General features: G+C 35.0%; 27 protein-coding genes, 14 tRNA genes and 2 rRNA genes. 35 read left to right on the forward strand and 8 right to left on the reverse strand.

The features are described 5' to 3' along the window. From BN3107_RS03700 to BN3107_RS03780, 17 genes are all read left to right on the forward strand, one after another. Window positions 1-123: ribosomal RNA gene (locus tag BN3107_RS03700) — 23S ribosomal RNA — on the forward strand; the annotation flags it as partial. A gap of 129 nt (window positions 124-252) precedes the next feature. After that, window positions 253-369 (forward strand): 5S ribosomal RNA (gene rrf / locus BN3107_RS03705). 12 nt (window positions 370-381) lie between these two features. Continuing rightward, window positions 382-456, forward strand: a tRNA-Asn gene (locus tag BN3107_RS03710). 2 nt (window positions 457-458) lie between these two features. Continuing rightward, window positions 459-550, forward strand: a tRNA-Ser gene (locus BN3107_RS03715). An 11-nt stretch (window positions 551-561) separates the two neighbouring features. Continuing rightward, window positions 562-636: transfer RNA gene (locus BN3107_RS03720), tRNA-Glu, on the forward strand. Window positions 637-740: 104 nt separating this feature from the next. Then, window positions 741-816 (forward strand) — tRNA-Val (locus BN3107_RS03725). A gap of 177 nt (window positions 817-993) precedes the next feature. Further along, window positions 994-1,070: transfer RNA gene (locus BN3107_RS03730), tRNA-Met, on the forward strand. Between the two features lie 5 nt (window positions 1,071-1,075). Beyond that, window positions 1,076-1,152 (forward strand) — tRNA-Asp (locus tag BN3107_RS03735). 33 nt (window positions 1,153-1,185) lie between these two features. After that, a tRNA-Phe gene (locus tag BN3107_RS03740) sits at window positions 1,186-1,261 on the forward strand. A gap of 39 nt (window positions 1,262-1,300) precedes the next feature. Continuing rightward, window positions 1,301-1,386, forward strand: a tRNA-Tyr gene (locus BN3107_RS03745). A gap of 35 nt (window positions 1,387-1,421) precedes the next feature. Beyond that, a tRNA-Trp gene (locus tag BN3107_RS03750) sits at window positions 1,422-1,492 on the forward strand. Between the two features lie 17 nt (window positions 1,493-1,509). Then, window positions 1,510-1,585, forward strand: a tRNA-His gene (locus BN3107_RS03755). Between the two features lie 14 nt (window positions 1,586-1,599). After that, window positions 1,600-1,674, forward strand: a tRNA-Gln gene (locus tag BN3107_RS03760). 6 nt (window positions 1,675-1,680) lie between these two features. Beyond that, window positions 1,681-1,755 (forward strand) — tRNA-Gly (locus BN3107_RS03765). 47 nt (window positions 1,756-1,802) lie between these two features. Then, a tRNA-Cys gene (locus BN3107_RS03770) sits at window positions 1,803-1,876 on the forward strand. An 11-nt stretch (window positions 1,877-1,887) separates the two neighbouring features. Further along, window positions 1,888-1,969, forward strand: a tRNA-Leu gene (locus tag BN3107_RS03775). Between the two features lie 277 nt (window positions 1,970-2,246). After that, window positions 2,247-2,840, forward strand: a complete 594-nt coding sequence (locus BN3107_RS03780; protein ID WP_058306297.1) for a hypothetical protein — start codon at window positions 2,247-2,249, stop codon at window positions 2,838-2,840. Window positions 2,841-2,934: 94 nt separating this feature from the next. Here BN3107_RS03780 and BN3107_RS03785 read toward each other — a convergent pair whose 3' ends face one another. Next, window positions 2,935-3,087 (reverse strand): small acid-soluble spore protein P, encoded by a 153-nt coding sequence (locus tag BN3107_RS03785; RefSeq protein WP_058306298.1) that lies wholly within the window; start codon window positions 3,085-3,087, stop codon window positions 2,935-2,937. Window positions 3,088-3,111: 24 nt separating this feature from the next. Further along, complete coding sequence (locus BN3107_RS03790) at window positions 3,112-3,354, reverse strand: hypothetical protein (RefSeq protein WP_058306299.1); 243 nt, start codon at window positions 3,352-3,354, stop codon at window positions 3,112-3,114. Between the two features lie 345 nt (window positions 3,355-3,699). Here BN3107_RS03790 and BN3107_RS03795 point away from each other — a divergent pair, with 345 nt between their 5' ends. The 9 genes from BN3107_RS03795 to BN3107_RS03835 all read left to right on the forward strand — a co-directional run bounded on the left by BN3107_RS03795 (window position 3,700) and on the right by BN3107_RS03835 (window position 10,551). Continuing rightward, window positions 3,700-4,653: a hypothetical protein gene (locus tag BN3107_RS03795; protein WP_058306300.1), complete on the forward strand. Its 954-nt coding sequence runs from the start codon at window positions 3,700-3,702 to the stop codon at window positions 4,651-4,653. Between the two features lie 99 nt (window positions 4,654-4,752). After that, window positions 4,753-5,064, forward strand: coding sequence for a DUF4282 domain-containing protein (locus tag BN3107_RS03800; protein ID WP_058306301.1), 312 nt, complete (start codon window positions 4,753-4,755; stop codon window positions 5,062-5,064). A gap of 62 nt (window positions 5,065-5,126) precedes the next feature. Beyond that, window positions 5,127-5,738, forward strand: coding sequence for a hypothetical protein (locus BN3107_RS03805; protein ID WP_058306302.1), 612 nt, complete (start codon window positions 5,127-5,129; stop codon window positions 5,736-5,738). A 33-nt stretch (window positions 5,739-5,771) separates the two neighbouring features. Beyond that, on the forward strand, window positions 5,772-6,764 hold the full coding sequence (locus BN3107_RS03810; RefSeq protein ID WP_058306303.1) for a hypothetical protein: 993 nt from the start codon (window positions 5,772-5,774) through the stop codon (window positions 6,762-6,764). A 223-nt stretch (window positions 6,765-6,987) separates the two neighbouring features. After that, window positions 6,988-7,443 carry a hypothetical protein gene (locus BN3107_RS03815; RefSeq protein WP_058306304.1) on the forward strand — a complete coding sequence of 152 codons (456 nt, stop codon included), beginning with the start codon at window positions 6,988-6,990 and terminating at the stop codon, window positions 7,441-7,443. An 80-nt stretch (window positions 7,444-7,523) separates the two neighbouring features. Then, window positions 7,524-8,264, forward strand: a complete 741-nt coding sequence (gene map / locus BN3107_RS03820; RefSeq protein WP_058306305.1) for a type I methionyl aminopeptidase — start codon at window positions 7,524-7,526, stop codon at window positions 8,262-8,264. 357 nt (window positions 8,265-8,621) lie between these two features. Then, window positions 8,622-9,017, forward strand: coding sequence for an RrF2 family transcriptional regulator (locus BN3107_RS03825; RefSeq protein WP_058306306.1), 396 nt, complete (start codon window positions 8,622-8,624; stop codon window positions 9,015-9,017). A gap of 25 nt (window positions 9,018-9,042) precedes the next feature. After that, window positions 9,043-9,945 carry an NAD(P)/FAD-dependent oxidoreductase gene (locus BN3107_RS03830; RefSeq protein ID WP_058306307.1) on the forward strand — a complete coding sequence of 301 codons (903 nt, stop codon included), beginning with the start codon at window positions 9,043-9,045 and terminating at the stop codon, window positions 9,943-9,945. Between the two features lie 36 nt (window positions 9,946-9,981). Then, complete coding sequence (locus tag BN3107_RS03835; protein ID WP_058306308.1) at window positions 9,982-10,551, forward strand: class I SAM-dependent methyltransferase; 570 nt, start codon at window positions 9,982-9,984, stop codon at window positions 10,549-10,551. A 163-nt stretch (window positions 10,552-10,714) separates the two neighbouring features. Here the strand turns inward: BN3107_RS03835 and BN3107_RS03840 are convergent, their stop codons facing one another. After that, entirely contained in the window at window positions 10,715-11,662 is a 948-nt protein-coding gene (locus BN3107_RS03840) for an AEC family transporter (protein ID WP_058306309.1), read from the reverse strand. A gap of 428 nt (window positions 11,663-12,090) precedes the next feature. Between BN3107_RS03840 and BN3107_RS03845 the strand changes: the two genes are divergently transcribed. The 5 genes from BN3107_RS03845 (at window position 12,091) to BN3107_RS03855 (ending at window position 15,750) form a co-directional block, all read left to right on the forward strand. Next, on the forward strand, window positions 12,091-12,561 hold the full coding sequence (locus BN3107_RS03845; protein ID WP_058306310.1) for a DUF1648 domain-containing protein: 471 nt from the start codon (window positions 12,091-12,093) through the stop codon (window positions 12,559-12,561). A 119-nt stretch (window positions 12,562-12,680) separates the two neighbouring features. Then, window positions 12,681-12,857, forward strand: a complete 177-nt coding sequence (locus tag BN3107_RS19300) for a DUF3951 domain-containing protein (protein ID WP_187370992.1) — start codon at window positions 12,681-12,683, stop codon at window positions 12,855-12,857. Between the two features lie 151 nt (window positions 12,858-13,008). After that, window positions 13,009-13,131 (forward strand): hypothetical protein, encoded by a 123-nt coding sequence (locus tag BN3107_RS20210; protein ID WP_262359931.1) that lies wholly within the window; start codon window positions 13,009-13,011, stop codon window positions 13,129-13,131. Between the two features lie 192 nt (window positions 13,132-13,323). Next, window positions 13,324-13,641, forward strand: a complete 318-nt coding sequence (locus tag BN3107_RS03850; protein ID WP_058306311.1) for a hypothetical protein — start codon at window positions 13,324-13,326, stop codon at window positions 13,639-13,641. Between the two features lie 897 nt (window positions 13,642-14,538). Continuing rightward, window positions 14,539-15,750, forward strand: a complete 1,212-nt coding sequence (locus BN3107_RS03855) for a multidrug effflux MFS transporter (RefSeq protein ID WP_058306312.1) — start codon at window positions 14,539-14,541, stop codon at window positions 15,748-15,750. Between the two features lie 133 nt (window positions 15,751-15,883). Here the strand turns inward: BN3107_RS03855 and BN3107_RS03860 are convergent, their stop codons facing one another. Next, a complete protein-coding gene (locus BN3107_RS03860; protein ID WP_058306313.1) occupies window positions 15,884-16,660 on the reverse strand; it encodes an SDR family oxidoreductase in 777 nt (258 codons plus the stop codon). A gap of 246 nt (window positions 16,661-16,906) precedes the next feature. On the opposite strand from BN3107_RS03860, the gene BN3107_RS03865 reads away from it, so the two are divergent. Further along, window positions 16,907-17,089 (forward strand): hypothetical protein, encoded by a 183-nt coding sequence (locus BN3107_RS03865; protein ID WP_058306314.1) that lies wholly within the window; start codon window positions 16,907-16,909, stop codon window positions 17,087-17,089. Window positions 17,090-17,150: 61 nt separating this feature from the next. Here the strand turns inward: BN3107_RS03865 and BN3107_RS19740 are convergent, their stop codons facing one another. From BN3107_RS19740 to BN3107_RS03875, 3 genes are all read right to left on the reverse strand, one after another. Further along, on the reverse strand, window positions 17,151-17,318 hold the full coding sequence (locus tag BN3107_RS19740; RefSeq protein WP_077065045.1) for a YfhE family protein: 168 nt from the start codon (window positions 17,316-17,318) through the stop codon (window positions 17,151-17,153). Window positions 17,319-17,461: 143 nt separating this feature from the next. Further along, window positions 17,462-17,839: a PH domain-containing protein gene (locus BN3107_RS03870; protein ID WP_058306315.1), complete on the reverse strand. Its 378-nt coding sequence runs from the start codon at window positions 17,837-17,839 to the stop codon at window positions 17,462-17,464. Between the two features lie 437 nt (window positions 17,840-18,276). Then, window positions 18,277-19,068: a cupin domain-containing protein gene (locus BN3107_RS03875; RefSeq protein ID WP_058306316.1), complete on the reverse strand. Its 792-nt coding sequence runs from the start codon at window positions 19,066-19,068 to the stop codon at window positions 18,277-18,279. A 146-nt stretch (window positions 19,069-19,214) separates the two neighbouring features. Between BN3107_RS03875 and BN3107_RS03880 the strand changes: the two genes are divergently transcribed. Next, the gene (locus tag BN3107_RS03880; protein ID WP_231735249.1) at window positions 19,215-19,973 is read left to right on the forward strand and encodes a HipA domain-containing protein; all 759 of its coding nucleotides are present in this window, start codon (window positions 19,215-19,217) and stop codon (window positions 19,971-19,973) included. Window positions 19,974-20,058: 85 nt separating this feature from the next. Continuing rightward, complete coding sequence (locus BN3107_RS03885) at window positions 20,059-20,802, forward strand: HIRAN domain-containing protein (RefSeq protein WP_058306317.1); 744 nt, start codon at window positions 20,059-20,061, stop codon at window positions 20,800-20,802. 112 nt (window positions 20,803-20,914) lie between these two features. On the opposite strand, the gene BN3107_RS03890 is transcribed toward BN3107_RS03885, so the two are convergent. Continuing rightward, a complete protein-coding gene (locus BN3107_RS03890; protein ID WP_058306318.1) occupies window positions 20,915-21,157 on the reverse strand; it encodes a hypothetical protein in 243 nt (80 codons plus the stop codon). 191 nt (window positions 21,158-21,348) lie between these two features. Between BN3107_RS03890 and BN3107_RS03895 the strand changes: the two genes are divergently transcribed. Next, a complete protein-coding gene (locus BN3107_RS03895; protein WP_058306319.1) occupies window positions 21,349-24,081 on the forward strand; it encodes an AAA domain-containing protein in 2,733 nt (910 codons plus the stop codon). The last annotated feature ends 239 nt before the right edge of the window (window positions 24,082-24,320 follow it).

The raw sequence follows: 24,320 nt of genomic DNA on the forward strand, positions 1-24,320 counted from the left end.
ATGAGACTTCCCATCTATTCGATAGAGTAAGATCCCTCAGAGACGATGAGGTAGATAGGTTCGAGGTGGAAGCATGGTGACATGTGCAGCTGACGAATACTAATCGATCGAGGACTTATCTATACTATAAGTTACGGTTTGTTTGAAGCTTGTTTTACTTCTTATCTAGTTTTGAAAGTATATTAAATTTTCACTTGATTTTTTGTGAATACATAGTATAATATTCTTTGTCACTAAAAATAAAAGGACAAGTCTGGTGGCGATAGCGGAGAGGTCACACCTGTTCCCATGCCGAACACAGTAGTTAAGCTCTCCAGCGCCCATGGTAGTTGGGGCTCGCGCCCCTGCAAGAGTAGGACGCTGCCAGGCATATTCATCCATTCCACAGTAGCTCAGTGGTAGAGCAATCGGCTGTTAACCGATCGGTCGTAGGTTCGAATCCTACCTGTGGAGCCAATGGAGAGCTGTCCGAGTGGCCGAAGGAGCACGATTGGAAATCGTGTGTGCGGTCAACGCCGTACCGAGGGTTCGAATCCCTCGCTCTCCGCCACTTTCATATAAGGCCCGTTGGTCAAGTGGTTAAGACACCGCCCTTTCACGGCGGTAACACGGGTTCGAATCCCGTACGGGTCACCATAATAACCAGAGTAATCATTAGTTATTGCTACTTTATATTAAGGATGGCATGCTAAGATCGCGACGTCCTGTCGCAACGCATGCACTTGTACATCCTGTACTTCGGAGGATTAGCTCAGCTGGGAGAGCACTTGCCTTACAAGCAAGGGGTCGCAGGTTCGAGCCCTGCATCCTCCACCATTTACAACTTTATAATTTTTATTATCGCGGGGTGGAGCAACGAGCAATACATCCACCGAATAAGCATCGAGTAACCTCGAAGCATCAAGCTTCATTGAGGATGCTAGAAGATGCAGAGGTCATACATTGAAATAACCGTGTGATCATTCAAAACAGTATAATTATTATTTTTATCATCGCGGGGTGGAGCAGTCTGGTAGCTCGTCGGGCTCATAACCCGAAGGTCGCAAGTTCAAATCTTGCCCCCGCAACCAAATTTGGTCCGGTAGTTCAGTTGGTTAGAATGCCTGCCTGTCACGCAGGAGGTCGCGGGTTCGAGTCCCGTCCGGACCGCCACTTTAAACTTATCAATTTAATCATTCATTTTATGGCTCGGTAGCTCAGTCGGTAGAGCAACGGACTGAAAATCCGTGTGTCGGCGGTTCGATTCCGTCCCGAGCCACCACTTTTAAAGTTTTTTCTCTATATAACTTATTATAATAGTGGAGGGATAGCGAAGTTGGCCAAACGCGGCGGACTGTAAATCCGCTCCCATCGGGTTCGTAGGTTCGAGTCCTACTCCCTCCACCATTTTTTTTATTTAACTAAATATTTATTTTTAACGTAGGGGTATAGTTTAACGGTAGAACAGAGGTCTCCAAAACCTCCAGTGTGGGTTCGATTCCTACTACCCCTGTTTTTCTTATGATAATGGCGATCATGGCGAAGTGGTTAACGCACCGGATTGTGGTTCCGGCACGCGTGGGTTCGATCCCCACTGGTCGCCCCATTAATTTTATTTATTGGGCTATAGCCAAGCGGTAAGGCAACGGTTTTTGGTACCGTCATGCGCTGGTTCGAATCCAGCTAGCCCAGCCATTTTTTGCGGAAGTAGTTCAGTGGTAGAACACCACCTTGCCAAGGTGGGGGTCGCGGGTTCGAATCCCGTCTTCCGCTCCATTTTTATTTAACAATTTCTTTTAAATAACATATACTATATTTATCGGGGCGGCATAGCCAAGTGGTAAGGCAGAGGTCTGCAAAACCTTTATCACCGGTTCAAATCCGGTTGCCGCCTCCAATTCTATATTTGCCTGAGTGGTGGAACTGGCATACACGCGGCACTCAAAATGCCGTGCCTTCGGGCTTGTGGGTTCGAATCCCACCTCAGGTATCCCAAAAAAAACTTTCAACTTTTGTTGAAGGTTTTTTTATTTTACATAAATAGTTTTAATTGTCTGAATTGTTCAATGATCATTTATCGCCCAAAAGCGCAACCGTGATACCCTCCTTTTGTTCGATATATCTATTTATCGTACAAAAGTTCAGCCGTGATGCCCTCCTTTTGTACGATATAATTTTTAAAATAAAAGTAGAATAAAACTCAAAATCGTTTATTATAGAAGAAAGGAGAGGATCATAAAGGTGAAAACAGGGAAAGGAAAATTCTTATGAAAAAAGGATTTGAAAGATTGATATACATTCTCAGTGGAATTAGTGTACTTTTCTTGTTAATCGTTTTAGCTTTCAAAATAAACGTAATGCTTAACAATAAAGAGCAAGACGAAGCTATTAGACAAACAGAACACTATTTAGCTGAGAACTATCATGATATCAATTATGAAATACAAAATATTTCCTCATCTACTGACTTTAAACATTATGGTTATTTTGAACATGAAGTAACAGTTCAAAACATCGATACAAATGAAACCTTTATAGTGTATTATGATAAAAAAATGAATCGAATGGAAGATTCGATCATCATAGAAAAACAAGAGAAATATATAGAACTTGAAATAAAACCAAAAATTGAAAAATATATAACAGAAAATTTTGGAGATACAAGACATATATATATTAGTTACGACGTAGCAGTAGGAAAACCTATGGTTGTTGTAACATTTGAAAAAGGCCATAAGGACATAACGCAAACGGATTTCGATACATTTATTACGTATCTAAAAGAAACGATTGGACTCAAACATGCAAATGTAATTGTCGATTATTGGACTAGAGATTTGTCTTTCAATATAGAATTTTAAAAAAGTTGCTACAGGTTATTTATGGATAAAATGTAGCAACTTTTGCCATTGTGGCCAGATTTTAGATGAATTCCTACATTAACGAATAGGTGTTTTACATGTCATGTGATGGATTATGTTTTTGTCGTGAATGGTTTTTATTTTTTACTTTATGCGATCCTGATAATGGTTCACCGTAGGGTTGTTGTACGCTCTTGGGTAAATTAGGTTGTTCCTGCTGTTTTGGTCCTTTACGATTTTTGGTCATAGTTATTCATCCTCCATGATTTATTTATGGCATTTGAGCATATTTAATAAAGGTGTCTTCCCCTTCAATTAAGCCACATACTCCACATTGTATTCTTCTGTCAGGGCCGTTATAAGCGACATGAAAAGCTTCTAATGGTTCCTGTTCATAATTGTTTATTACTTCTCCAGTAGTAGTGTTTAATTTTACAGGTTTGGCAACTTGTTCGATTACATTAAAACGTGATCGGTTTGTTTTACATTTAGGGCACTTGTAAGGCTGATTCAAATAAAACCCCTCCATGGTTGCTTTGTTATTTGTATGAGTAATGCTTCAAAAGTTTGAAAGATACTTACATTTATTTTCTCTGAATCCTGCAAAATTATACGAAGCTTGATGAATATATAGCTCTTCCAATTGGAGTTATTAATTTCATGACAAGCTTTTTTTAGTTTAGTCATAAGTTAATGAAAAATTTATTTCTATATTGAAAAGAGGTCTCACTACTTTTCTGCTTGGATTTCCAGTTAATTCTTATTTTTTAACCTGGATTTAACGTGGCTTAATTATGATGATTATGAGAAAGGCGATATAGACTTTCGAACAGTTCTAAAAATTGGAGGCTAAAGTTAGATGAAAAGGAAGATTCAATATTTGTTTTTGTTTTCTTTTTTGTTATTGGTAGGGTGTGAAGTGACACTCTTGTTTGATGAGCCGGCTAATGAAGATCCATTAATAGAAGTAGAAAATGCTGGAGATGTTGAAGAGGAAAACATTGGAAATCGTGAAATAAAAGCTGATAACAAATTAGGAGGCGAGGGGCAAGTTGTTTCCGAAACAACTGAGACCAATTTGGTGGAAAATGACCAGGCCAATGACCAAAGTGAAGGAGTTTTAGATGTTGCAACGGTTAAGAAAATTATGGAAACATATGGTTCTATGTACATTAACAGTATGAAATTGGATGCCAATATAGAAGCAGTTCAGACAAATATCTATCAAAAATCTCCATTAACATGGGACCTGGAAATTTATATTAACCAATCGAGCAAAATTACTACACATGAACAAATTGTTATGGGTGATGGGAGAAGCGATGATGTCTTTGTCGAAGTGTATTCCCATCCAGATGTTAGTTTTATGAATATAGCGGAGACAGATGAATGGTTAGAGGACGAAAATAGGCTTGGAGGCTATCGTCACTACTACTGGATCAATTCGGAGGTGATGAATCACTTTGCCGAGCATTCCGATTTATTTGTTGGTTATGATGACGATACACATTTTAGAATTGAATTTTTCGGAACAGACGAACAGTTTGAAGAACTGATTTTCTTTGGATTTGAAACTATCGTCGATGATACGTTAAATAACTATTTTGTATCAGAAGGAGGGAACATATCTGGTGAATTAATCATGAAGTTTGAAAAAGAATCGTATACGTTGACGGATTATACGCTATCTTATGAAGCAACAACGACAGTACCGGATGAAGGGGACTACCAAGTAAAAGAATCTGGTGAATACAGATTTAGTGATTTTGGTGATCATAATAGCTTAACGATTCCCTCATTCGTATATCAGTAACAATTGAGGAAACATTCGTTACTTCATGAGGAGGATGAAACAGCTCTAATTGAATATTTAATACAACAAAGGAAGAGAAGAATGGAGGGGAGAAGGATAATGAGCAGATTTTTAAAATTCGATAAGATGATGACCCCTATCATTATACAAATTATTTTTTGGGTGTGTTTGTTAGGTTCAATCATTTCAGGAATTTTTATGATTGGCTATGGAATCATATCTAGCTCTGGTGGTGCATTGCAAATCATTACTGGTTTTGTCAGTTTGTTTTTAGGACCTATCATTATTCGTGTTTATTGTGAAATGTTGATTGTTATGTTTAAAGTGCAGGGTACATTAGTGGACATACGCGATATCCTTTCTAATCAACCAGAAAAACAAAAGAAAGTAGGAGATGTGATAAACAATTAGGTTTCTAAAGGTTCTAAATATATGATTTCATCGATATTAATAACAGGAGGTATATACAAAAAATGAGAAAGTTTTTGATAGGATTATGCCTGTTCATTATGACAGGTCTTTTAGTTGGATGTGTATCGATTCCTTTAAATGATGGTGTTCTGAAAATGTCATCTGAAGGGATAGAATTTGTGAATAATGAAAGTGATGAAAATAATAGCGAGAGTGACGAAACGAACAACGTCAATAATGAGTCAGATGAGCAGGCAGAGCAAACAGAGGAGACTGATGAAAATACGGAAGGGTCTGATTCAGTACAGTCAGAAGAAAATGAAGAGGCAACCAGTGATGCGAAGCCTTCAGCGTGTGAAGAACAAGATTATTCCGATGTAACAGACAGCATCGACGCAGAGATCTTTATCCCCAATTGTGCCATTATAAATAGTGTGAATAAAAATTCTAGTTATGTATCTGCTGATTTTATAGTTGAACCGGGAGATTGGGAAGAGATTCTAAATGAATATAAGGAATTTCTAGGTGAAAAGGTGCAAGGTGAAAATAAAAATATTCAAAGTCAATTCGTTAGATTAGATGCAGTTCTTTCAGATGAAGGCAGATCACAAATTACAATTCAACAAGATGAAGAAAATGTTGGTTTGTCCTATATTCATTATTATTCTAACTAGTTTTAAATGATGAAAAGGAGGCAATTTTAAAAAATGTCTATAATGAAACTGATAACGAAGACGATGCCATTTTTCATTACAAGAATCCTGTTTTACGGATTGTTTGGTTTAATAGCTTTCGTCTTCCTTGGAATTATGATTGGGATAGGATTTTTATTACTCAAGCTGTTTGGTGAAAGTTCTGCGGCGTTTTTATTTATAATGATTTTATCATTTGGAGCAATTTACGGTGGTTTAAGATTTTTGGAACGCTACGTATTATATATGGTGAAAATCGGTCATGTTGCGGTCATCACAGAATTGTTGCGAACTGGCAAAACACCAGAAGGAAAAGGAATGGTTGCCTATGGAAAAGATCAAGTAACACAAAATTTTGGGGCTTCCAATGTTGCTTTTGTCGTTGATCGCATGGTACATGGAGCTGTTAGGCAAATTCAACGATGGATTATGCGGATTGGAAATATGTTTTCATTTGTTCCTGGTTCCAAAAATATTATCGGAATTATCAACGCTATCATGTCGGTTAGTTTAAGATATATTGATGAGGCTATTATGAGCTATATTTTCTTGCAAAAAAGTGAAGAAAACGAAAAGACTGTTTGGAAATCTGCATCTGATGGAGTTGTACTTTATGCTCAAAGTTGGAAAGGGGTCCTGAAAGCAGCAACAGGATCGGTTATTTTTATCTATCTGTTTAACATTATTAGTTTTCTGATCTTTGTCTTTCCATTAATGTTCGTATCTAAACTGATTTCAGCAGGAACTCCTGATTTGGGCACGTTTCTAGGGTTTTTAGCAATTATCGGCGCATACGTATTAACCACTTTATTGAAACGGGCACTACTTGACCCAATTGTTACGATAATTATGGTTAGAGCATATCAAATAAGTATTAATGACTTAGAACCAGCGGTGGATTTACAACAACAATTATTAGGCATCTCTTCGAATTTTAAAAAGCTTTTTCAAAAGGCAAAAGAAGAGGAAACATCTCAATCACAAATCACCCCAGTTGCCAAAAGTTAATCAGTTATTGCTAGATATTATTTTTAAACTATAAGTGAATTTCTCGGCTATATCTTCTTTCCTTTTGAAGAATATGTATTACCTCCATTTCGATTGGTAAGCTTATAAACTAAATAGACACTATATATTGTTTGAACATATCTTCCTGTATTAAGCTTTTGGTGATGTTCAACTTTAGTGGTATAATTTAGACTAATCTTATTTGAGGCAAAATGGAGGTAACATGTTAACTTTTGAACAAAAATTAAAAATAGTTGAATCTTTTCCTGAATTAACAAGACATAATGTATCGATGAATCGAGTTAATTTTCATTATGAAGAAAGTGCTGATGATAAAAAGAATGTTGTATATCATTTGCATCCCAATGGAAATGGATTTGTTTATGCAGAATATCTGAATGACTATGTTACAGATCACAAAGGCATGATTAATATAAGAGACTTTTCTGAAACGGAATTACGTACAGTCATTCAAAAATCAATGGAATCATTGGCACTAACATCAGTCGCTGAGGCTCCGATTGAAGAGTACTGGATTAATTCAGAAAAACATTCACTCCTTTTAGTGAACGAAGGGGATTTGTGGAACGTTTATGCCGGTCGAAATCTTGATGGTACCTTTCGTTCGTATAATGAGGCTAGAGCTTTTTTAGAAGAAGAGGGATTCACAAGAACATAACTTTGACAGAAGCCTGTATTCATTCCAAGCTTCTGTCCTTTTTAATGAGAGTAAAATAATATAAAAAGTGAGGAAACACGATGATAGCAAAGACTAAAGAAGATTTTAATGGGTTAAAAGAAATTGGTAAAATTTGTGGAACGATTCGAGATGAGTTAGTTCAATCGACAAAACCTGGAATGACTACAAAAGAACTCGATGAAATGGCAGGAGAGATGTTTGAAAAAGCAGGGGCTCAATCTGCACCAAAAGGGGAATACGACTTTCCAGGATATACGTGCATTAGCATAAATGAAGAAGTAGCGCACGGGATTCCGGGGAAACGAACCATACAAGAAGGAGATCTTGTTAATATTGACGTTTCAGGTTCTAAAAACGGATACTTCGCAGATACTGGAATTTCCTTCGTTGTTGGTAATGGAGACACAACTTTACAGAAAATATGTGATGTTGCTAAAGAAGCATTTAATGCTGGACTTGAAAAGGCAAAGCCGGGAGCGAAAAAAAGTGGTCTTGGAAAAGCTGTAAACAGTATAGCGAAACAGCATGGCTTAACAGTTATCAAAAATCTTACTGGACACGGTGTTGGACGTTCGATTCATGAAGCACCACACCATATTTTGAATTTTTACTCACGCTGGGATGATGAAATTTTAAAAGATGGCATGGTCATTGCCTTTGAACCATTTATCTCTACATTAGAAGAGGAAGTTTTCCAATCTGATGATGGATGGACCTTCCTGACCGATGAAAGCTTTGTGGCTCAATATGAACACACAATTATACTTACCAAGGAAGGACCGATTATTACAACTTTGTGAGAGTAAAAATACCACTTGGATGACGAATGTAGTAATGAACATACAGTATTTTTATTTTATTTAATAAAGATCGTAAAAACCCTCAAGGATTAAGAAAATTCCATGAGGGTTTTGTCGTCCGTGCTTCTTTTTAAATAGCACAAAAAGTAAAAAGTAGATCAAGTCGATGTTAAAATCCCTCGTATTTGGAATTTTTGCATTTCATGCCCTTGATGGAGCAATTGCTTTATCTAAATAGAAGGGGATTTTCAAAAAAGAAAATCATCTTTTTTGACTTGCTATATTGAAGGTGATAAGATTTCTATATTATAGATATTAAGAGTCTTTAATATCTTTTTTTGAAAGAGGAGGTTAAATATGAGGTATTCAAACGCGACGAACTACGCCCTGCATACAATGGTCCATTTAATGTTACAGCCTGAGAGAAGTTCGGTGGGAGTACAGGAATTAGCACAAATGCAAGATCTCTCCCCGACATATCTTTCTAAAATACTAACCAAACTTACGAAGGCTGGTTTAATCGAGTCGACACCTGGAGCGAAGGGAGGCTATAAGATCTCCAGAACAAAGCATAACATATCTTTCTTGGATGTGATCTATGCAGTTGAGGGAGAAACAAATTTTTTCGAATGCTCTATTCATCATGAAGGATGTTTGATTGAGAACGTCATGACTCAGGCCGAGGAAAATATGAAAAGCGAACTAAAATCAAAGCTGTTGATCGATATTGCTAAAAAGGCTGAATCTAAGTAAAAATTTTAAAAAAGGAGTGGATCAGATGGTATTTGATTGCGCTGTGATTGGTGGAGGACCGGCTGGACTGAATGCTGCTTTAGTACTTGGAAGGTCAAGACGTAAAACAATTCTGTTTGATGACAATAAGCCGAGAAATGCTGTGACTTCCGAGTCTCATGGATTTATCACAAGAGACGGTATCGATCCACAGGAATTTAAAAGGATTGCAGAAGAGGAATTAAGCAGGTATCCGGATGTTTCGATCGAAAAGCTAAGGGTGCATCGTATAAATAAAGAAAATAACTTATTCCAGGTAGAGACAGAAAATGGAGAAGTATACAGCGCAAAAAAAATCATACTGGCAACAGGCTTTAAGGAAGAGCTTCCTGATATACCGCGGGTCAATGAATTTTATGGGAAGAGCCTGTTCAGTTGTCCGTTCTGTGATGGATGGGAATTAAGAGATCGTCCGTTGGCAGTGATTGCAGATGATCAAAAGGCCTTTCATATGGCGAAAATGGTTTCCAATTGGACGAACGATGTAATTGTTTTTACTAACGGCAGTAGAGTACTTTCATTAGATGAGAAAGAATTGCTGCAAAGAAATGGCATCGGGATTAATGAAAAGCAGATCACCACTTTTATTGGCGAAAAGGGCATGCTTGAAAAAATCCAGTTAGACGATCAATCAACAGTACTGCGTGAAGGAGGATTTATCGCAACTGAATGGAAACAGGCAGCTTCCTTTGATTCTTCACTCGAATATACATTAAATGAACAGGGTGGAATTGTAACAGATGACTGGCAACGTACGAACACAGAAGGCGTGTTTGCTTGTGGAGACACAAAAATTGCAGGTCCTTCTCAATTAATTATTGCGGCAGGAGAAGGCTCGATTGCTGCCATGGCTGTGAACGCAGCACTGATAGAAGAAAAATTTAATTAGGTGAAACAAACAGTTGTTTAAAAAAGGAGGATCTATATGCATCATCATGGCAAGCATAGAAAAAACAAGGTATCGTACTTGGAAAGTCCTGAACGAAGAAAAGAATTTTCACCAGAACAACTACTGAATAGGATTCCTTTAAAAGAATCGGATACCATATTGGACTTTGGTGCTGGAACTGGTTATTTTTCCATCCCTGCAGCGAAAAAGATCAAGGGAAATCTATACGCACTTGATATAGATGTTAGCATGTTGAAAATAATCAAAGAGAAAGCCTTGAAGCATCAGCTTACAAATATTGTTTCAGTAGAGGGGAGTATCGAGGCACTTCCTTTGCCTAAAAACTCTATCGATATAATCATAGCATCTCTTGTGCTGCATGAAATTCAGCCATTGAACCCGTTGTTACAGCAAATGAAAAATCTATTAAAAGAAGAGGGCTATCTAATCTGTCTGGAACTTGAACCAAAAGGAAATTCTGAGAAAGCACCGAGAATTACTTTGGAAGGAATGGAGCGGGAGTTGAAAGATGCTGGATTAAAAGTAACAGAGAAATTTTTCCCAGCAGAATCTTTTTACATGCTTGTTGCGCAGAAGAGTGATTAACTTTTTGTTTAATTACAGACATTAAATATCTACTTTGTAGATGATTGCTTTAGAGTAAATTAATTTTTATAAAAGTGGACAAAAAAGCGTTCCCTACAGCTGTGGGGAACGCTTTTTTGTGATTATGGTATTTTTGCTTGTCATCTGTTTGTGTAGAGACATTTCAAAAGAAAATTAAAACAAATGCAATCGTGAAAATAGATAGAACCGTTGTGACCAAAATATAGAGTGGTACTTGTTTTGTCATCGTTTTATATTTATCAGCAAATACATACACTAATGCCCCAGTTGGTACTGCAGATAGTAAAATGACAGATTTCGCCCACATAGCATTTTCCGGTTGAAAAATAAAATAGATATAAAATATAGCTAACAAGGGCAAGACAATTAATTTTAACCCTACTAATGTCATCAATTCTGCCATTTGAAAGTTTTTGTTTTTTAATACTTGTCGTTCACCAGATAAACCCAATCCTAGTGCGAACAGAGCGGTTGGTCCTGCTGCAGGACTAAGAATTTCAGTAAACACATAGACGGATTCAGGGACAGGAATACTAGTTAGTGCTACCAATACCCCAAGTATTAAGGACGCATTAATCGGGTTAATAAAGATAGATTTTATGATCAACAGGAATAAATTAGTTGGATTGTCTTTTCTTGATTTTTCCAATTCGAAGGTTATGATAACAAAAGAAATAATAAGTACGTCATAAACAAAATTGATAATAGCTGCTGGAATTGCGGCTGCTTGTCCAAAAGCTGTAATTAATAAAGGAATACCGAGAAAGCCTGTGTTGCCATAGGTAGTGATCATCCCATACAAACTAAGGTCTGGGAATTTTTTTCTGAAGACAAAACGGAAAATCAACATTGAAAATACAAACATCGTTGTGATGATACTGACATTTAGGAAAATAAAATTCCAATCTAATAATTGCTCAACAGGTGCTGTCGATATCGATAAAAAAAGCAAAGCAGGCAGCGCAAAGTAATAAACAAAATTGTTTAAAGAAGATGTACTATTGAATGAAATTAAAGAGAACCTTCCTGCCAAAAAACCACACAATATTATAGCAAATAACGGAATAACTACTTGCAACAACTCAGCCATCAAGCAAACCTCCTTTTGAAATAGGGTTCATCTATTTGGGTGCGATATTATGTAAATTGATAGGCATGCTATTTGAACAAATACTAGAACAATCATACGCTATTACTTTATTTCAATCAATTGTATAATCTAGTAACGGATTGTCTCGTAATATTTTGAAGTGATTTTTAGACACAGCATTATTAATAAGACAAAAAGATGGTGCACTAAGCTGTTTGTGACTGCTTGGAAAGAGATGACACAGTTTTTGCTTTATAAAATGAAACACTTACCCCAGTAAATATTTCCCTTTTTTATGGGAGAATGTGTATGATGGTATTAAGGATAATGCAACCACTGTTTGTCTTTTTCGTAGTGATACTAACGAAAAACGTATTAAATATTACTGGAAAAAGACAAGGTGATAGCAATAAAATGTGGAGGATAAAATGAAAAATAAGCCTTTTAAATTAACACTAATAATAATCTCAACTGCTATTTTCTTATATCATGCTTTCCATTTACTTTATCTTTGGTCAGATATTCCAAATCAAATAGCTATTCATTTTAGTAGGGGAAAACCTGATAATTGGGGCTCGAAATTTATTTTATTTATGATGCCCGCTGTAAGTGTTTTTATTTGGTATCTTATGGGGGTATTAGTCAAAAATCCAGAGAAGTTAAACTATATCAATCTCACAGAAGAAAACAAAGAAATACAATATTCTAAAGCTGAAAAAGCGACTTTACTAATTCAATACCTTGGCTCTATAACCTTGATATTTGCTAATGAAGCACTTCTAAGAAATTCAGTTGAAATGGATTCAATTTTGCCTTTTTCAATTGCAATTGTCCTTTTAGCTATTTGTTTTATTGCACCACTCTATTTATTGTTTTGGGCGGCATCCTTGAAATATTAGTTAAGAATATTTGTGTTATTTTTCTTTTTCAACAAACGGTGTTTACTTTAACAATAGATATAAAAATACGCTTATTCGAAACTGAAACCTTAGATTTTGCTTAATAGGTGGTGTCTTTAGTGGCAATAATTTTTTCGATATTTGTAATACTGGTAGTAAGTTTTGGAATTCATAAAATGCTTTCTGGTAAGGGAACACCTGATAATCGTTATACACCATATGACCATATTACTGGTCAAAGCAGTACAAAGTTCCACGAGGATAAGTCATCCTTTGAAGAACAAGAAGACGATTAGTGTATCGGCAATTTAGTATTTTAACTAACGAATGCTTATCTGCAACAAGGGATACAGCCTTTACTTCGTTAAAGCAATAGAATAGTGAAACTAGGATTAAAAATAAGTATAGTGAGATAATGCAAATACACTTAGTATTGGGGGAATTTATATGTGGATTTTCACACTATTAATTGTGGTAGGTGTGGGGACAATTTGTGGATTTTTGAAAGAACAATCCAAACAAAATAAAAGAATTATTGAATTACTTGAAGAGATAAAACGATTCAAATAATACTATTCAATAAATGGGTTGCGATAGTGTAAAAGGAGTTGTCCTATTGATGTAATAGAGTTAAGTGGATTTATAGAAATTCTCTTTTATTAACGGGCAGATTAGTGGAAGAGTGTTATTGTATTATGTTCCGCAATCGGTACATTTTGTTGAGGAAAAAATTAGAAAGAAAATATGAAGGTGGGATGAAATATGTTCGATGCTGGTTGGCTTAATATCGGCAGTTTGGTACTTGGATTAGTAGCTTGGATAATTCCTATTATAAATCTTGCGTTAGGTAGAAAACAGATGAGTAAGAAATGGATTGCTCTTACCATTATCAGTTTCAGCGCTTGCGCTATCGCAATATGTTTACAAATTTTTTATAACCTTTATTTGGTAACCATTGAAGATTGGTCTGCTCTGTCGGAAATGCACGGTGTAGCTGTTGCTTCAACGGTACTTGTCATTATTACAATTTTATTAAATGCATCTACGTTGTTTTTATATCGAGATAATGGTGCATTGTAAAACTATCAGGTGCTTTACTTTAATAAGGCGAATGAAATCTTTTTTTACTAAAAAAGCAAGTTAGTTTGAATTGTGGAAGTGTAGACATTATGGAAGCAACAGATTATATGCCTATAGTATTAAGTTATTAAAGGGGGGTTTTATATGAAAACCAAACCTATGAATTTTATCACAATGGTTTTAGGGGTTGTTTTAGGAATAGCTATATATGAGGGAATAAAGGTTCTAATCCAAAATTTATTTTAATTGTGAAACAGTGTACTTAGACAAACGAGCGCTTTTCTACAAGAAGGATAAGCGCTTTTTTTGTTGAAGTTATTGTACTAACGGTCAGGTGTTTTACAACATGAGATTTTAAATGGAGGTGTATTTGGATAGATTTTTATTTATTTTCGGAATAAAAGTTTTTGTATTTTGTCTCTTTGTTATTTATCTTCATCGTATAAAATCTGGACAATGATTAACGAATGTCTTGGGGGGCGACAAATTCCAATAAAGTATGTCATTTATTTTTGCGGAAACTGTTTCATTTTAAATGGCGGTCACACTGTTTTAAGAGTAGCACTAACACTATTTACTAATAGTCAGGAAAAGTTCTCTGTTTTCGCACTCCGTCAACTCCCTCTTCAAGCACCTGGAATAATAATTTATTTCAAATCAAAGATATTTCAGCGAAAATAAAATTGAAGCATAATTAGTGAAATAATTCTACTAAAGTAATACACTATTGAAAGCGGTATAAATGATTCTTCTAATTCAAGTGAAATAAGGTGTGGTAATTTTCTGTCTTTAATAGTGGTATAAAAGTCCTCATTAACTTAAGAATATCATTTTTTCTGCCTATTCGTTTTTATAGCAAAATACACAACAGACTTTTCTAGAAAGGTGACAGTAATTTTGAATACACTATCCAAGACTAAACGTTTACAAGTTGCTTTATTATTGGGGTCACTGGCACTTTTAGGCCCTTTTACAATCGATACATATTTGCCTTCCTTCCCGACAATTGTTGATGAATTCAATACAAATGCTTCTTTAGTACAAATTAGTTTAACCACTTGCTTGTTAGGGTTAGGTTTGGGGCAATTAGTTATAGGACCGATGAGTGATGTGCAAGGACGGCGTAAGCCCCTGCTAACATTTCTGTTTATGTATTTATTATCTTCTATAATATGTGCTTTTGCTCCTAATATTTACGTATTAATTGTCGCTCGTTTTATGCAAGGCTTTTCAGCTGCTGGTGGTCTTGTTATATCAAGGGCGATTGTTCGTGACTTATACAGTGGAAGGGAACTTACGAAATTTTTTGCATTATTAATGCTAGTAGGAAATCTTGGTCCTATCATTGCGCCGGTCATAGGTGCTGGAATTCTCACCTTTGCTAACTGGCAAGTGATTTTTATAGTGTTGGCTTGCATTGGTCTCACTTTAACTGTCGTCGTATCGTTTAAATTGGAGGAAACATTACCAACTGAAAAACGTATACCGAGCAACTTTAAACAAGTTGTTAGCAATTTTGGCTCATTATTAAAGGATCGGGAATTTTCGGGTTATGCATTCACACAAGGTTTTACCATTGCCGGAATTTTCGCTTATGTATCGGGTATTTCTTTTGTTTATCAAAATATTTATGGTGTATCACCACAAGTATTTAGTTTATTGTTTGGAGTTAATGGTTTTGGTTTAATGATGGGAACCCAGATTGTTGGTCGATTTTCGGGAGCACTTTCTGAAAAAACATTTTTGAAGATCGGTTTACTGCTTTCTAATTCTTCAGCTATTGTACTGTTAATAGCATTGCTGTTAGATGCACCATTAATTGCCGTTGCTATTCCGATTTTCTTTTTAGTTACATCTATTAGTATTATTGCAACCTCGGCTTTTTCTCTGGCTATGGAAACGAAGGGACATATTGCTGGAAGTGCATCTGCCTTATTAGGTGTACTGCCATTTTTACTTGGTTCATTTACGGCTCCACTTGTAGGAATAGCAGGCGAACATACAGCTATTCCAATGGGAATTATTATCTTCTCAGCAAGTTTTTTGGCCTTTTTATCTTATTATCTATTAGCTAGGAATGCTAAACAAGTAGATGATAGTAGTAATTAGTAGTTTTAAAATATATGAATCTATAAAAGAAAACACCTTGCAAATCGATTAATTAATGATTTGCAAGGTGTTTGTTTGTACATGTTTAAAGTGTAATCGCAATCCTTGGCACTCGCTAAATGACGAATGCCTCTTAAATACTTGTGAAACCACCGTCTATAACGAAATCAGATCCTGTAGTAAAACTGCTCGTATCACCAGCAAGATATACGCAAATCGATTGCAATTCTTCTGGTTTTCCTATTCGTTTAGTTGGCGTCATTTCACTCCATTGCTCAATCAATGGCTGCAGATCCGGAGAATTTAACGTTAATTCAGTCCCCATGTATCCAGGGCTGATTGAGTTTACCCGTACATTTCGTGTTGCCCATTCGACAGCGAGAGATTTGGTTAATTGAATCACACCAGCCTTGGATGCATTGTAAGAGCATTGCGGCTGAGGTTGGTTAACAATATGTGCTGACATCGAGGCCGTGTTTATAATCGATCCGTAACCTTGTTTGAGCATTACTTTTCCAGCTGCTTGAGCTGTTAGAAATACACCTGAAAGATTGATATCAAGTACCTTTTTCCATTGTTCGAAAGTCATCTCTTCGGCAGGAGCATTAATGCAAATCCCCGCATTACAAAAAGCTGCATCTAACTTACCAAACGTGTTCAAAAATGTATCTATCATACGATTGACATCTTCTGGGTTGGTAACATCTGCTTTAATCGCAATCGCTTGTACATTATTATTTTTAGCGATTTCTTCTGCGGTTTTTTGAGCTTCTTCGATGTCTAAGTCCACAATTGCCAAGTCAGCGCCTGCTTCAGCAAGTGCAATTGAAACACTTTTTCCAATACCGCGAGCACCACCAGTTACAAATATCTTTTTGCCATCAAGTCGCATTTTTTCTATAATTCCCATGCTGTTCCCCTCGCTTTTAATTAGTTATTTTCTCAAACAGTATTTTAAATCTACTTACATAGTATAGCGTAGTACAAAAAGCGTCAACTAAGTGAAGTAACCGTAATCATTTTATCTGGTGTTGGTTTTTAGTATTCTCAGGTCTTCTTATTAATTGGAATAGTAATTGGGAATTTATGTTATAATTTTGTTGAGTAACAAAAAGCAAGCAAAAAATCAGTTAATTATGTAAGGAGAGATACAGTAATGAAATATTTAACAGGTTTATATATTGTCATGACAATAATGGTATTTGTCAATTTAATGAGCGAATTTATTTTTAATGGTGATTATTCAGCGATTGCAAGTTGGTTCATAGTCATGTTGTATCTAGCTGGAACTATATTATATGCTGTAGCGAAAGCTCATTTAACACGGCACCATGATTAATTAACTGTAGAGAAGAATGGACATGCTAAAAAAGCAGCTAAGAAAGCTGCTTTGAAATGACTTATCTTTTTAAATCAGGATTTTCCCTTTTTGCTTCTTTTACTTTTGGCTTTCGATAGCCACCAGCAATATCTGCTTTCTTAAATTCTTTAGCATAAATAACCTCTTGCGCTGCTGATGGTTCTTCACCATTTCCTCCTATAGGTTGATACTGTGCTCTTTTAGACATAGTGTTCATCCTTTCAATTGGAATTGGTTATATATTTGTTTTACCCTGTATTTTTAATTAATAAACAATGAATCTGGTCACGGAAATTGAAAACAAAAAAACTAGACAAACTGTTATTCATAAGTTGGATGTCAACTAAATATTTATCCACTAACAGCAGCCAGAACTTTCTGGATTTCATATATGTTACTATCTTTTTTAAAAGTCTTAGAAACAAGTGGTTCAAGGTTACCTGAAATCCAAATTTTTAGTTCGGAATCCATGTCGAAAGTGCCAGCGGTTTCCACACTGAAATGTGAAATGCTTTTATACATAATCGAATGAAAAGACGTTTTTTTACCTGTTAGTCCTTGTTTGTCCACTAAGATCAATCGCTTATCTGTAAAAATAAACATGTCTCGTATGACTTTAAATGCAGCTTTTACTTCTTCACCCTCCACCAATAACTGATCATAATCCTTCATAATTTCTTTTGTGTCTACATTTGAAGCATTTCCCATTAAACCATCAAGAAATCCCATTTGTAATACCTCCAATTTTATAACTTTTTAAAACAACAACCTTCTATAAATAGTATTTCCGATATACTATAATTTTACAACTAAATTGTAACTCATTATCGAAGTAGATTCATATGATAATGTATTTCTTTAAAATAGGGAACTGAAACACCACTATCTTCGTCTAACAGTATAAAAGAAAAGGAGAGGGTGCTATGAATGAGGAACAACTAAAGGGTAAATCTAATGAAGAGATATTAGAGCGATGATCAATATAAAGAGATTGATTGTTCGAGGTGAAAACAAAAAAGAGATTGATTAAATATTTTTAGTTGTATTGTAATGATCGGCGTCTAATTCAAACAGAAGGTTACCCCTGATTAAGTCTTTTCACATTAATCAGGGGTATTGTATTGATCACTCAATTGTCAACTTGACACTATACCAATACTCTATCTCTACATATTTTTACTTTGTTGTAGTAGTTGGGATTCCCCTGTACGTTCCCATTCTTCGACTGTTTCATAGGCTCTTTCAGGAGAATAACCTTTTCCAACAAGAACTCCCATTAAAATAAATTCCTGAAGAATGTGTGTAGCATTGATCCCTCTTTTCACGTCCTCTAGCCCTTCCTTAACTAAAAATTCTGTGTACTGTACCCATTCATCCGGTGTCTTTCCAAATACATTTCCATTGGCAATGCCTTCCTCCGCAGCCATTGCATCTTCTTTGGTAACATGAACAGTACCGAATGGATGATTAGGTGGAGCGTAGATCGAGTAAAGTTTTATAGGAGTATTACCTGTATTGGTTAGATTATGCCACATTCCAGCAGGTATAAGGATGACAGAATCATCTTCTACCTTTTTTACAAAGTTTAAATTATCTTTATTTTTTCCCATACGAACCCTTCCCTGACCTTCTTCAATCCGTAGAAATTGGTCAAGATTAGGATGCATCTCCAAGCCGATATCTTCGCCAACATCGATACTCATTAAGGTAAGTTGTAAATGTTCACCTGTCCACAAAGCAGTACGAAACGTATCGTTATCTTTCGTTGCTTCGTTAATATCTATCACAAATGGTTTTGGTCCATAGTCTCTTGAAGAAATATTACCACTACCATTTGAACGTCGAAAGTCATTAAATTCTTTTGATCGCCCTCCCTCATTAGGAATGGAATCATTAACAGTCTGTCTTCCTTGATTATATATAGGTGTATTTGCATCCATATCAGGAACATAATACATTTTTTTCTCAATCCCTTCACAAGTTTCATAAAATTATCGTATGCACGTGTAAAGTTAATGTACCTAGAATTCAATCATTAAGAGTACAACTTACAATTACTATTTGTTATAATTAATAAAAGTATATTGAATAAAGGGACGTTTAAATGGCTATTTTAGATGTAAGTGATTGGAAAGTTGATGATAAGCGGCAAATTTCTGGAACACGAGAGAAGTATTGGATCATTGAACCAAGTTCTAATAAATCATTTATGTTTAAAATTCCTACAAAAAATACAGGAGAGGCGTGGGCAGAAAAAGTTGCTTCTGAAATAGGTAAATTAATTGGATTAAATATGATGGATGTACAATTTGGTTTGCGTAATAATACACTAGGAGTAGTTGCTAAGAAATTCACGAGTGGGTCTGATGAATTTTATGAAGGTGGAGACCTTATTATATCCGAAGTGGATGACTTTAACAGGTATTCTTTAGATAATTATTACATTCATCATATTCTCCAAGCGTTATCACATTTTCAATTAGAAAATGCTTTTATTTCTATACCTGTATTTGATGCGTTAATTGGTAATCAGGATAGACATTGCGATAATTGGGGTATAATTCAGGTTAAAGGTCAATATGTTTTAGCACCCATATATGATAATGGGGCATCCTTAGGATTTAATCTAAACCAAGACCGTCTTACAAAGATTTTAGAGGATGAGCGGATGTTTGAAGCATTTACGAATCGTAGTTACTCATTAATTGGGATTCAAAATAAACAAAAACCTAAATACTTAGAGTTATTGTTCGAACTTAAAAAGGATTATTCTGAAGAAATACAGAATTTAATTTCCAAATTTACGATACTGAATAAAACAAACATTCAGAATATATTAGATATATCCCTAATTCTATTATGAATGAAGTATATAAAGAGTGGGTACTAAAACTTATTTTATATCGTAGAGATTGGCTAATTAACAGGTTAAGTGGGAGGGGAAATCAATGAAAAGAAGACCATTTGTGTTATGGTTAGTTTGGCAGAATGTTGAGACAAGACAAAGATATCACATTGGTAACTTATATTGTCTGGAAGGTAAATACACTTTTTCTTATGAATTAAGTGGAAAAAGGAGAACTTTGTTAGAGGCGATGGAAGATGGCTATCGTCCACATCTGGCTTTTAGAGATATTTATAAAAAGTATACATCTAATAGGCTATTTGATGCTTTCGCACGACGTTTACCCGATAAAAGAAGACCGGATTTTTCCAATCTTTTGCGAACACTTGGGCTAAGTGAAGATTATTCTGAAATGGATTTATTACGTGCTACAGGCGGAAGATTAGGAACGGATCCTTATGAATTTGTTGCTCCCATTCATCGTCATCAATCTCATTTTGATTTAGACTTTTATGTAGCGGGCTGGCGTTACTATGAAGGGGAATTAGCGCTAAATGAACTACATGAAGGTGATGAAGTTCAGTTTGAAATAGAAAAGGAAAATCCTAAAGATACTATGGCTGTAATGGTACGGGCTGTGAAATCTGATTATCATTTAGGCTATATTCCAGCTTTCTATAGCGGTTTTATGTGCGATGTTTTAAATAATGATGGGGAGTATCATGCTACAATATCGACTATTAGAGAACATGCAAAGCCACAGTTAAAAGTTAATATCTTTGTTCATGGAAACTATAGCTCCTATTTACAAGAGAGAGATAATTTTGACATTATGGTGAATGTCTAAGTACTTCCTTATAAAGCTAATGTTATTGTTTCATTGATCATTACTTTGTAACCCCTGGTTAATTCTTAAAATGAATTATTCAGGGGTATTATTTTCTGTTTCTAAAGAGTCTCTAATAATATAAAGTTCCCAGCTCCAACAGTTCAGTTAACCGTTTATTATTTTTATCTATATCTTCGCCACTGAGAAGAAGTTCATCGATGGCCTTTGCTAATTGCGTATTGATATCATCAAACAGGATATCTGTTGCCTTCAATAAGGCTAAGGCTGCGTGATTATATAAATAAACCTCACGATAGCGATAATTGTCAAAAAAGGCATGTTCTATATACGGACGAAATCGGTCTAAGATCACTGGTATTCTTAGCTAAAAACGATGTAATCCATTACGTATTCCTTCCACTCTGGAAGCCAGTGTGTCCATCACTTTGTTTATCGTTTAAGGCCTTGTAAAATATGTGAACTAAACTTATGATTATACTAGAGAATATATCCAGTAATTGGTGGTTGTTAATTTTTCTTTCATTAAGAGGTGTATATAAAGCGATGGATATAGAACATAATTTAGTACTCATTAAAAATGTAGATAAAACCGAACAAATTGATTTTTGTAAGAACAATAATGAAAAATGGGACATCAAGTATTTTAACAACCAAAAAGTATATACATATAACGATAAAAATGTAATTTGGCTCCGCAATCCAAATATCTTAGACCCTAATAACAATATTGTATATGAAAATAACCTGCCAATTTCCGGTATTCATACCATCTTGGATTTCGGTACTTATATAAAGGTTACCTTCAACAGCGGATTTAAAAAAACATATCCTGCTTCAGCACTTGTAATAGAGCAAACAGCATTGAGTAATGCAAAAGAAAATAAATGCTTTGATTATCTAAAAACACTAGCAAATTCTGTTAGTGTAAAACTTGATGGAGATGTATCCTTTTTACGTAAGCAGTATAATAAACTATCTTTGATTAGTCCACGAAGCGTTTTATCTACTTATCTGGGAAAGAAAACCCTAATTAATGAACGGCAGAAAGAACAACAAGTCATCTATCCATTCGGTTTCAATGCAAGTCAAAAAATGGCGACTGAAAAGGCAATGACTAGCCAAATTAGCATGATTGAAGGTCCTCCAGGAACTGGGAAGACGCAAACCATTTTAAATATCATTGCAAACGCAGTTATAAATCATAAAACGGTAGCAATAGTTTCTAATAATAACTCTGCAACAGCTAATGTCCTTGAAAAATTACAAAAGTATGGCATTGATTTCATAGCAGCTTATTTAGGTAATAAAGAAAATAAGGATAAATTCTTTTCAGAACAGAATGGAAGCTACCCAAATATGAGCGATTGGATTTTAGATGATACGGAACTTCATTCGATTAAAAGTCATTTAAGAGATGAGCAAGGTAAATTAAATAAAATGCTGAAAAAACAAACTAGACAAGCTACCTTAAAACAAGAACTATCTGAGTTAAAAACTGAGAATGCGTATTTTGAAAAATACTATACAGATACAAATTTTTTAGATTTTGAAATCAAATCTTTACATCGAATGAAAGCAGATAACATATTACAATTGATAGTAGAATATGAGCAACAAGCTGGGCAAGGTCAAATTAGATTAAGGAATAAGTTATATAACCTATTTGTATATGGTATTTTTAATTTTAAAATATATAAGAAGTCACCAGATATTGTTATTTCTTACTTGCAAAAGGTATATTATGAATTGAAATTGAAAGAGTTAATAGATGAAATAGGAGTTTTGGATAGTGAGCTTGTAAATTACGACTTTGATAGTGCAATGAAAGCATTCAGTAAAGATTCAATGCAACTGTTTAAGGCAAGCTTGGCCAAAAGGTACGGTACAGGAGGAAAAAGACTTACTTTTTCATCTGATGCATTATGGAGAAATTTTGATACATTTAGTAAAGAGTATCCTGTCATCTTAAGTACAACTCATTCATTACGCAATTGTGCTGCTAATAATTATTTATTTGACTATGTATTAATTGATGAAGCTTCACAGGTAGATATTGTAACAGGAGCTTTGGCCCTTTCGTGTGCTAAGAATGCAGTCATCGTTGGTGACGATAAACAACTTCCTAATGTAGTAACGGAAGAAATTAAAGAAAAATCTACTATAATATTTGAGTCATATCAACTTGATAATGCATACAACTATGCAGAACATAGTTTACTATCTTCTATTGAGAATTTATTTGATAATTTGCCTAAGACGTTATTAAAAGAGCATTATCGTTGTCATCCAAAGATTATAAGTTTCTGTAACCAAAAATTCTATAATGATGATCTAGTGATTTTAACGGATGAACAAATAGAAGAAAAACCCTTAATCTTATTTAAAACAGTAAAGGGTAATCATGCAAGAGGAACAATGAATCAAAGGCAAATAGATGTCATTACGAAAGAAATAATACCAGAGCAAAAAAGGCTAGGATATCATGAATCAATTGGGATTATAGCACCTTTTCGCTTACAAGCCGATGAGATTCAAAAGGCTACAGGTATAGTGGATATCGAATCTGATACAGTTCATAAGTACCAGGGGAGAGAAAAAGACATTATTATATTGTCGACCGTTTCAAATCAAATGAACCCCAATGATTTTGCGGATAATCCTAATCTTATTAATGTAGCAGTTTCACGTGCGGTAAAAAAGTTAATCATAGTAGTTGCTGAAAGTAGTGAAGAATGGCATGGAACGAATATTGGAGATTTAATAAGATATATTAAATACAATAATTTTGAGATAAAGGATAGTCAAATACGCTCGGTTTTTGATCTTCTATATAGTAGCTATACAGATAAATTATTTGAAGTTATCAAAAAGAGCAAAAAAGTTTCTGCACATATCTCGGAAAATTTAATGAATAATGTGATTGAGAAAGTTTTGGATGACGAATCGTTTCAAAGCCTTGACTATGTCCTGCATCACCCCTTACGAATGCTAATCAAAGATACAGAAAAGCTTACCGAAAAAGAACGAAAATATGCTATGAATATTTTAACGCATACTGATTTTGTTATCTTTAATAAAATGGATAAAATGCCAGTACTAGTTGTTGAAGTGGATGGACATGCTTTCCATGCAAATAATCCTAAGCAGCTAAAACGAGATGAAATGAAGGATACTATATTACGGAAGTATAATATTCCGATTATAAGGTTGAAAACTACTGGAAGTGAGGAAGAAATCATCCTCCGGAATAAACTATTTAATGAATTTTCCGCGTGACGTAAAAATTTAGTTGCTTGGAGGGTTTTCAGCAAACTTATGGCAAGGGATCACAAAAAGCCTTAATTAAAACATAAGGAATGGACATGGGGACAGGTTTTCTGTCCCACAGGTACAAAATAAAGACTAGACGGTTGAGGTGATTTTCTAGTTTTTTTAAAGATGAATGACTATGCTTATTCATAGCTTTTAGGTGAGAAGACTCCTACTTAAAGGAGCCTGAGCGAGTATGGAGATGA

The sequence above is a fragment of the Gracilibacillus massiliensis genome (genome assembly GCF_001458115.1).
In the GTDB taxonomy this organism is placed as follows: Bacteria; Bacillota; Bacilli; order Bacillales; family Amphibacillaceae; genus Gracilibacillus; species Gracilibacillus massiliensis.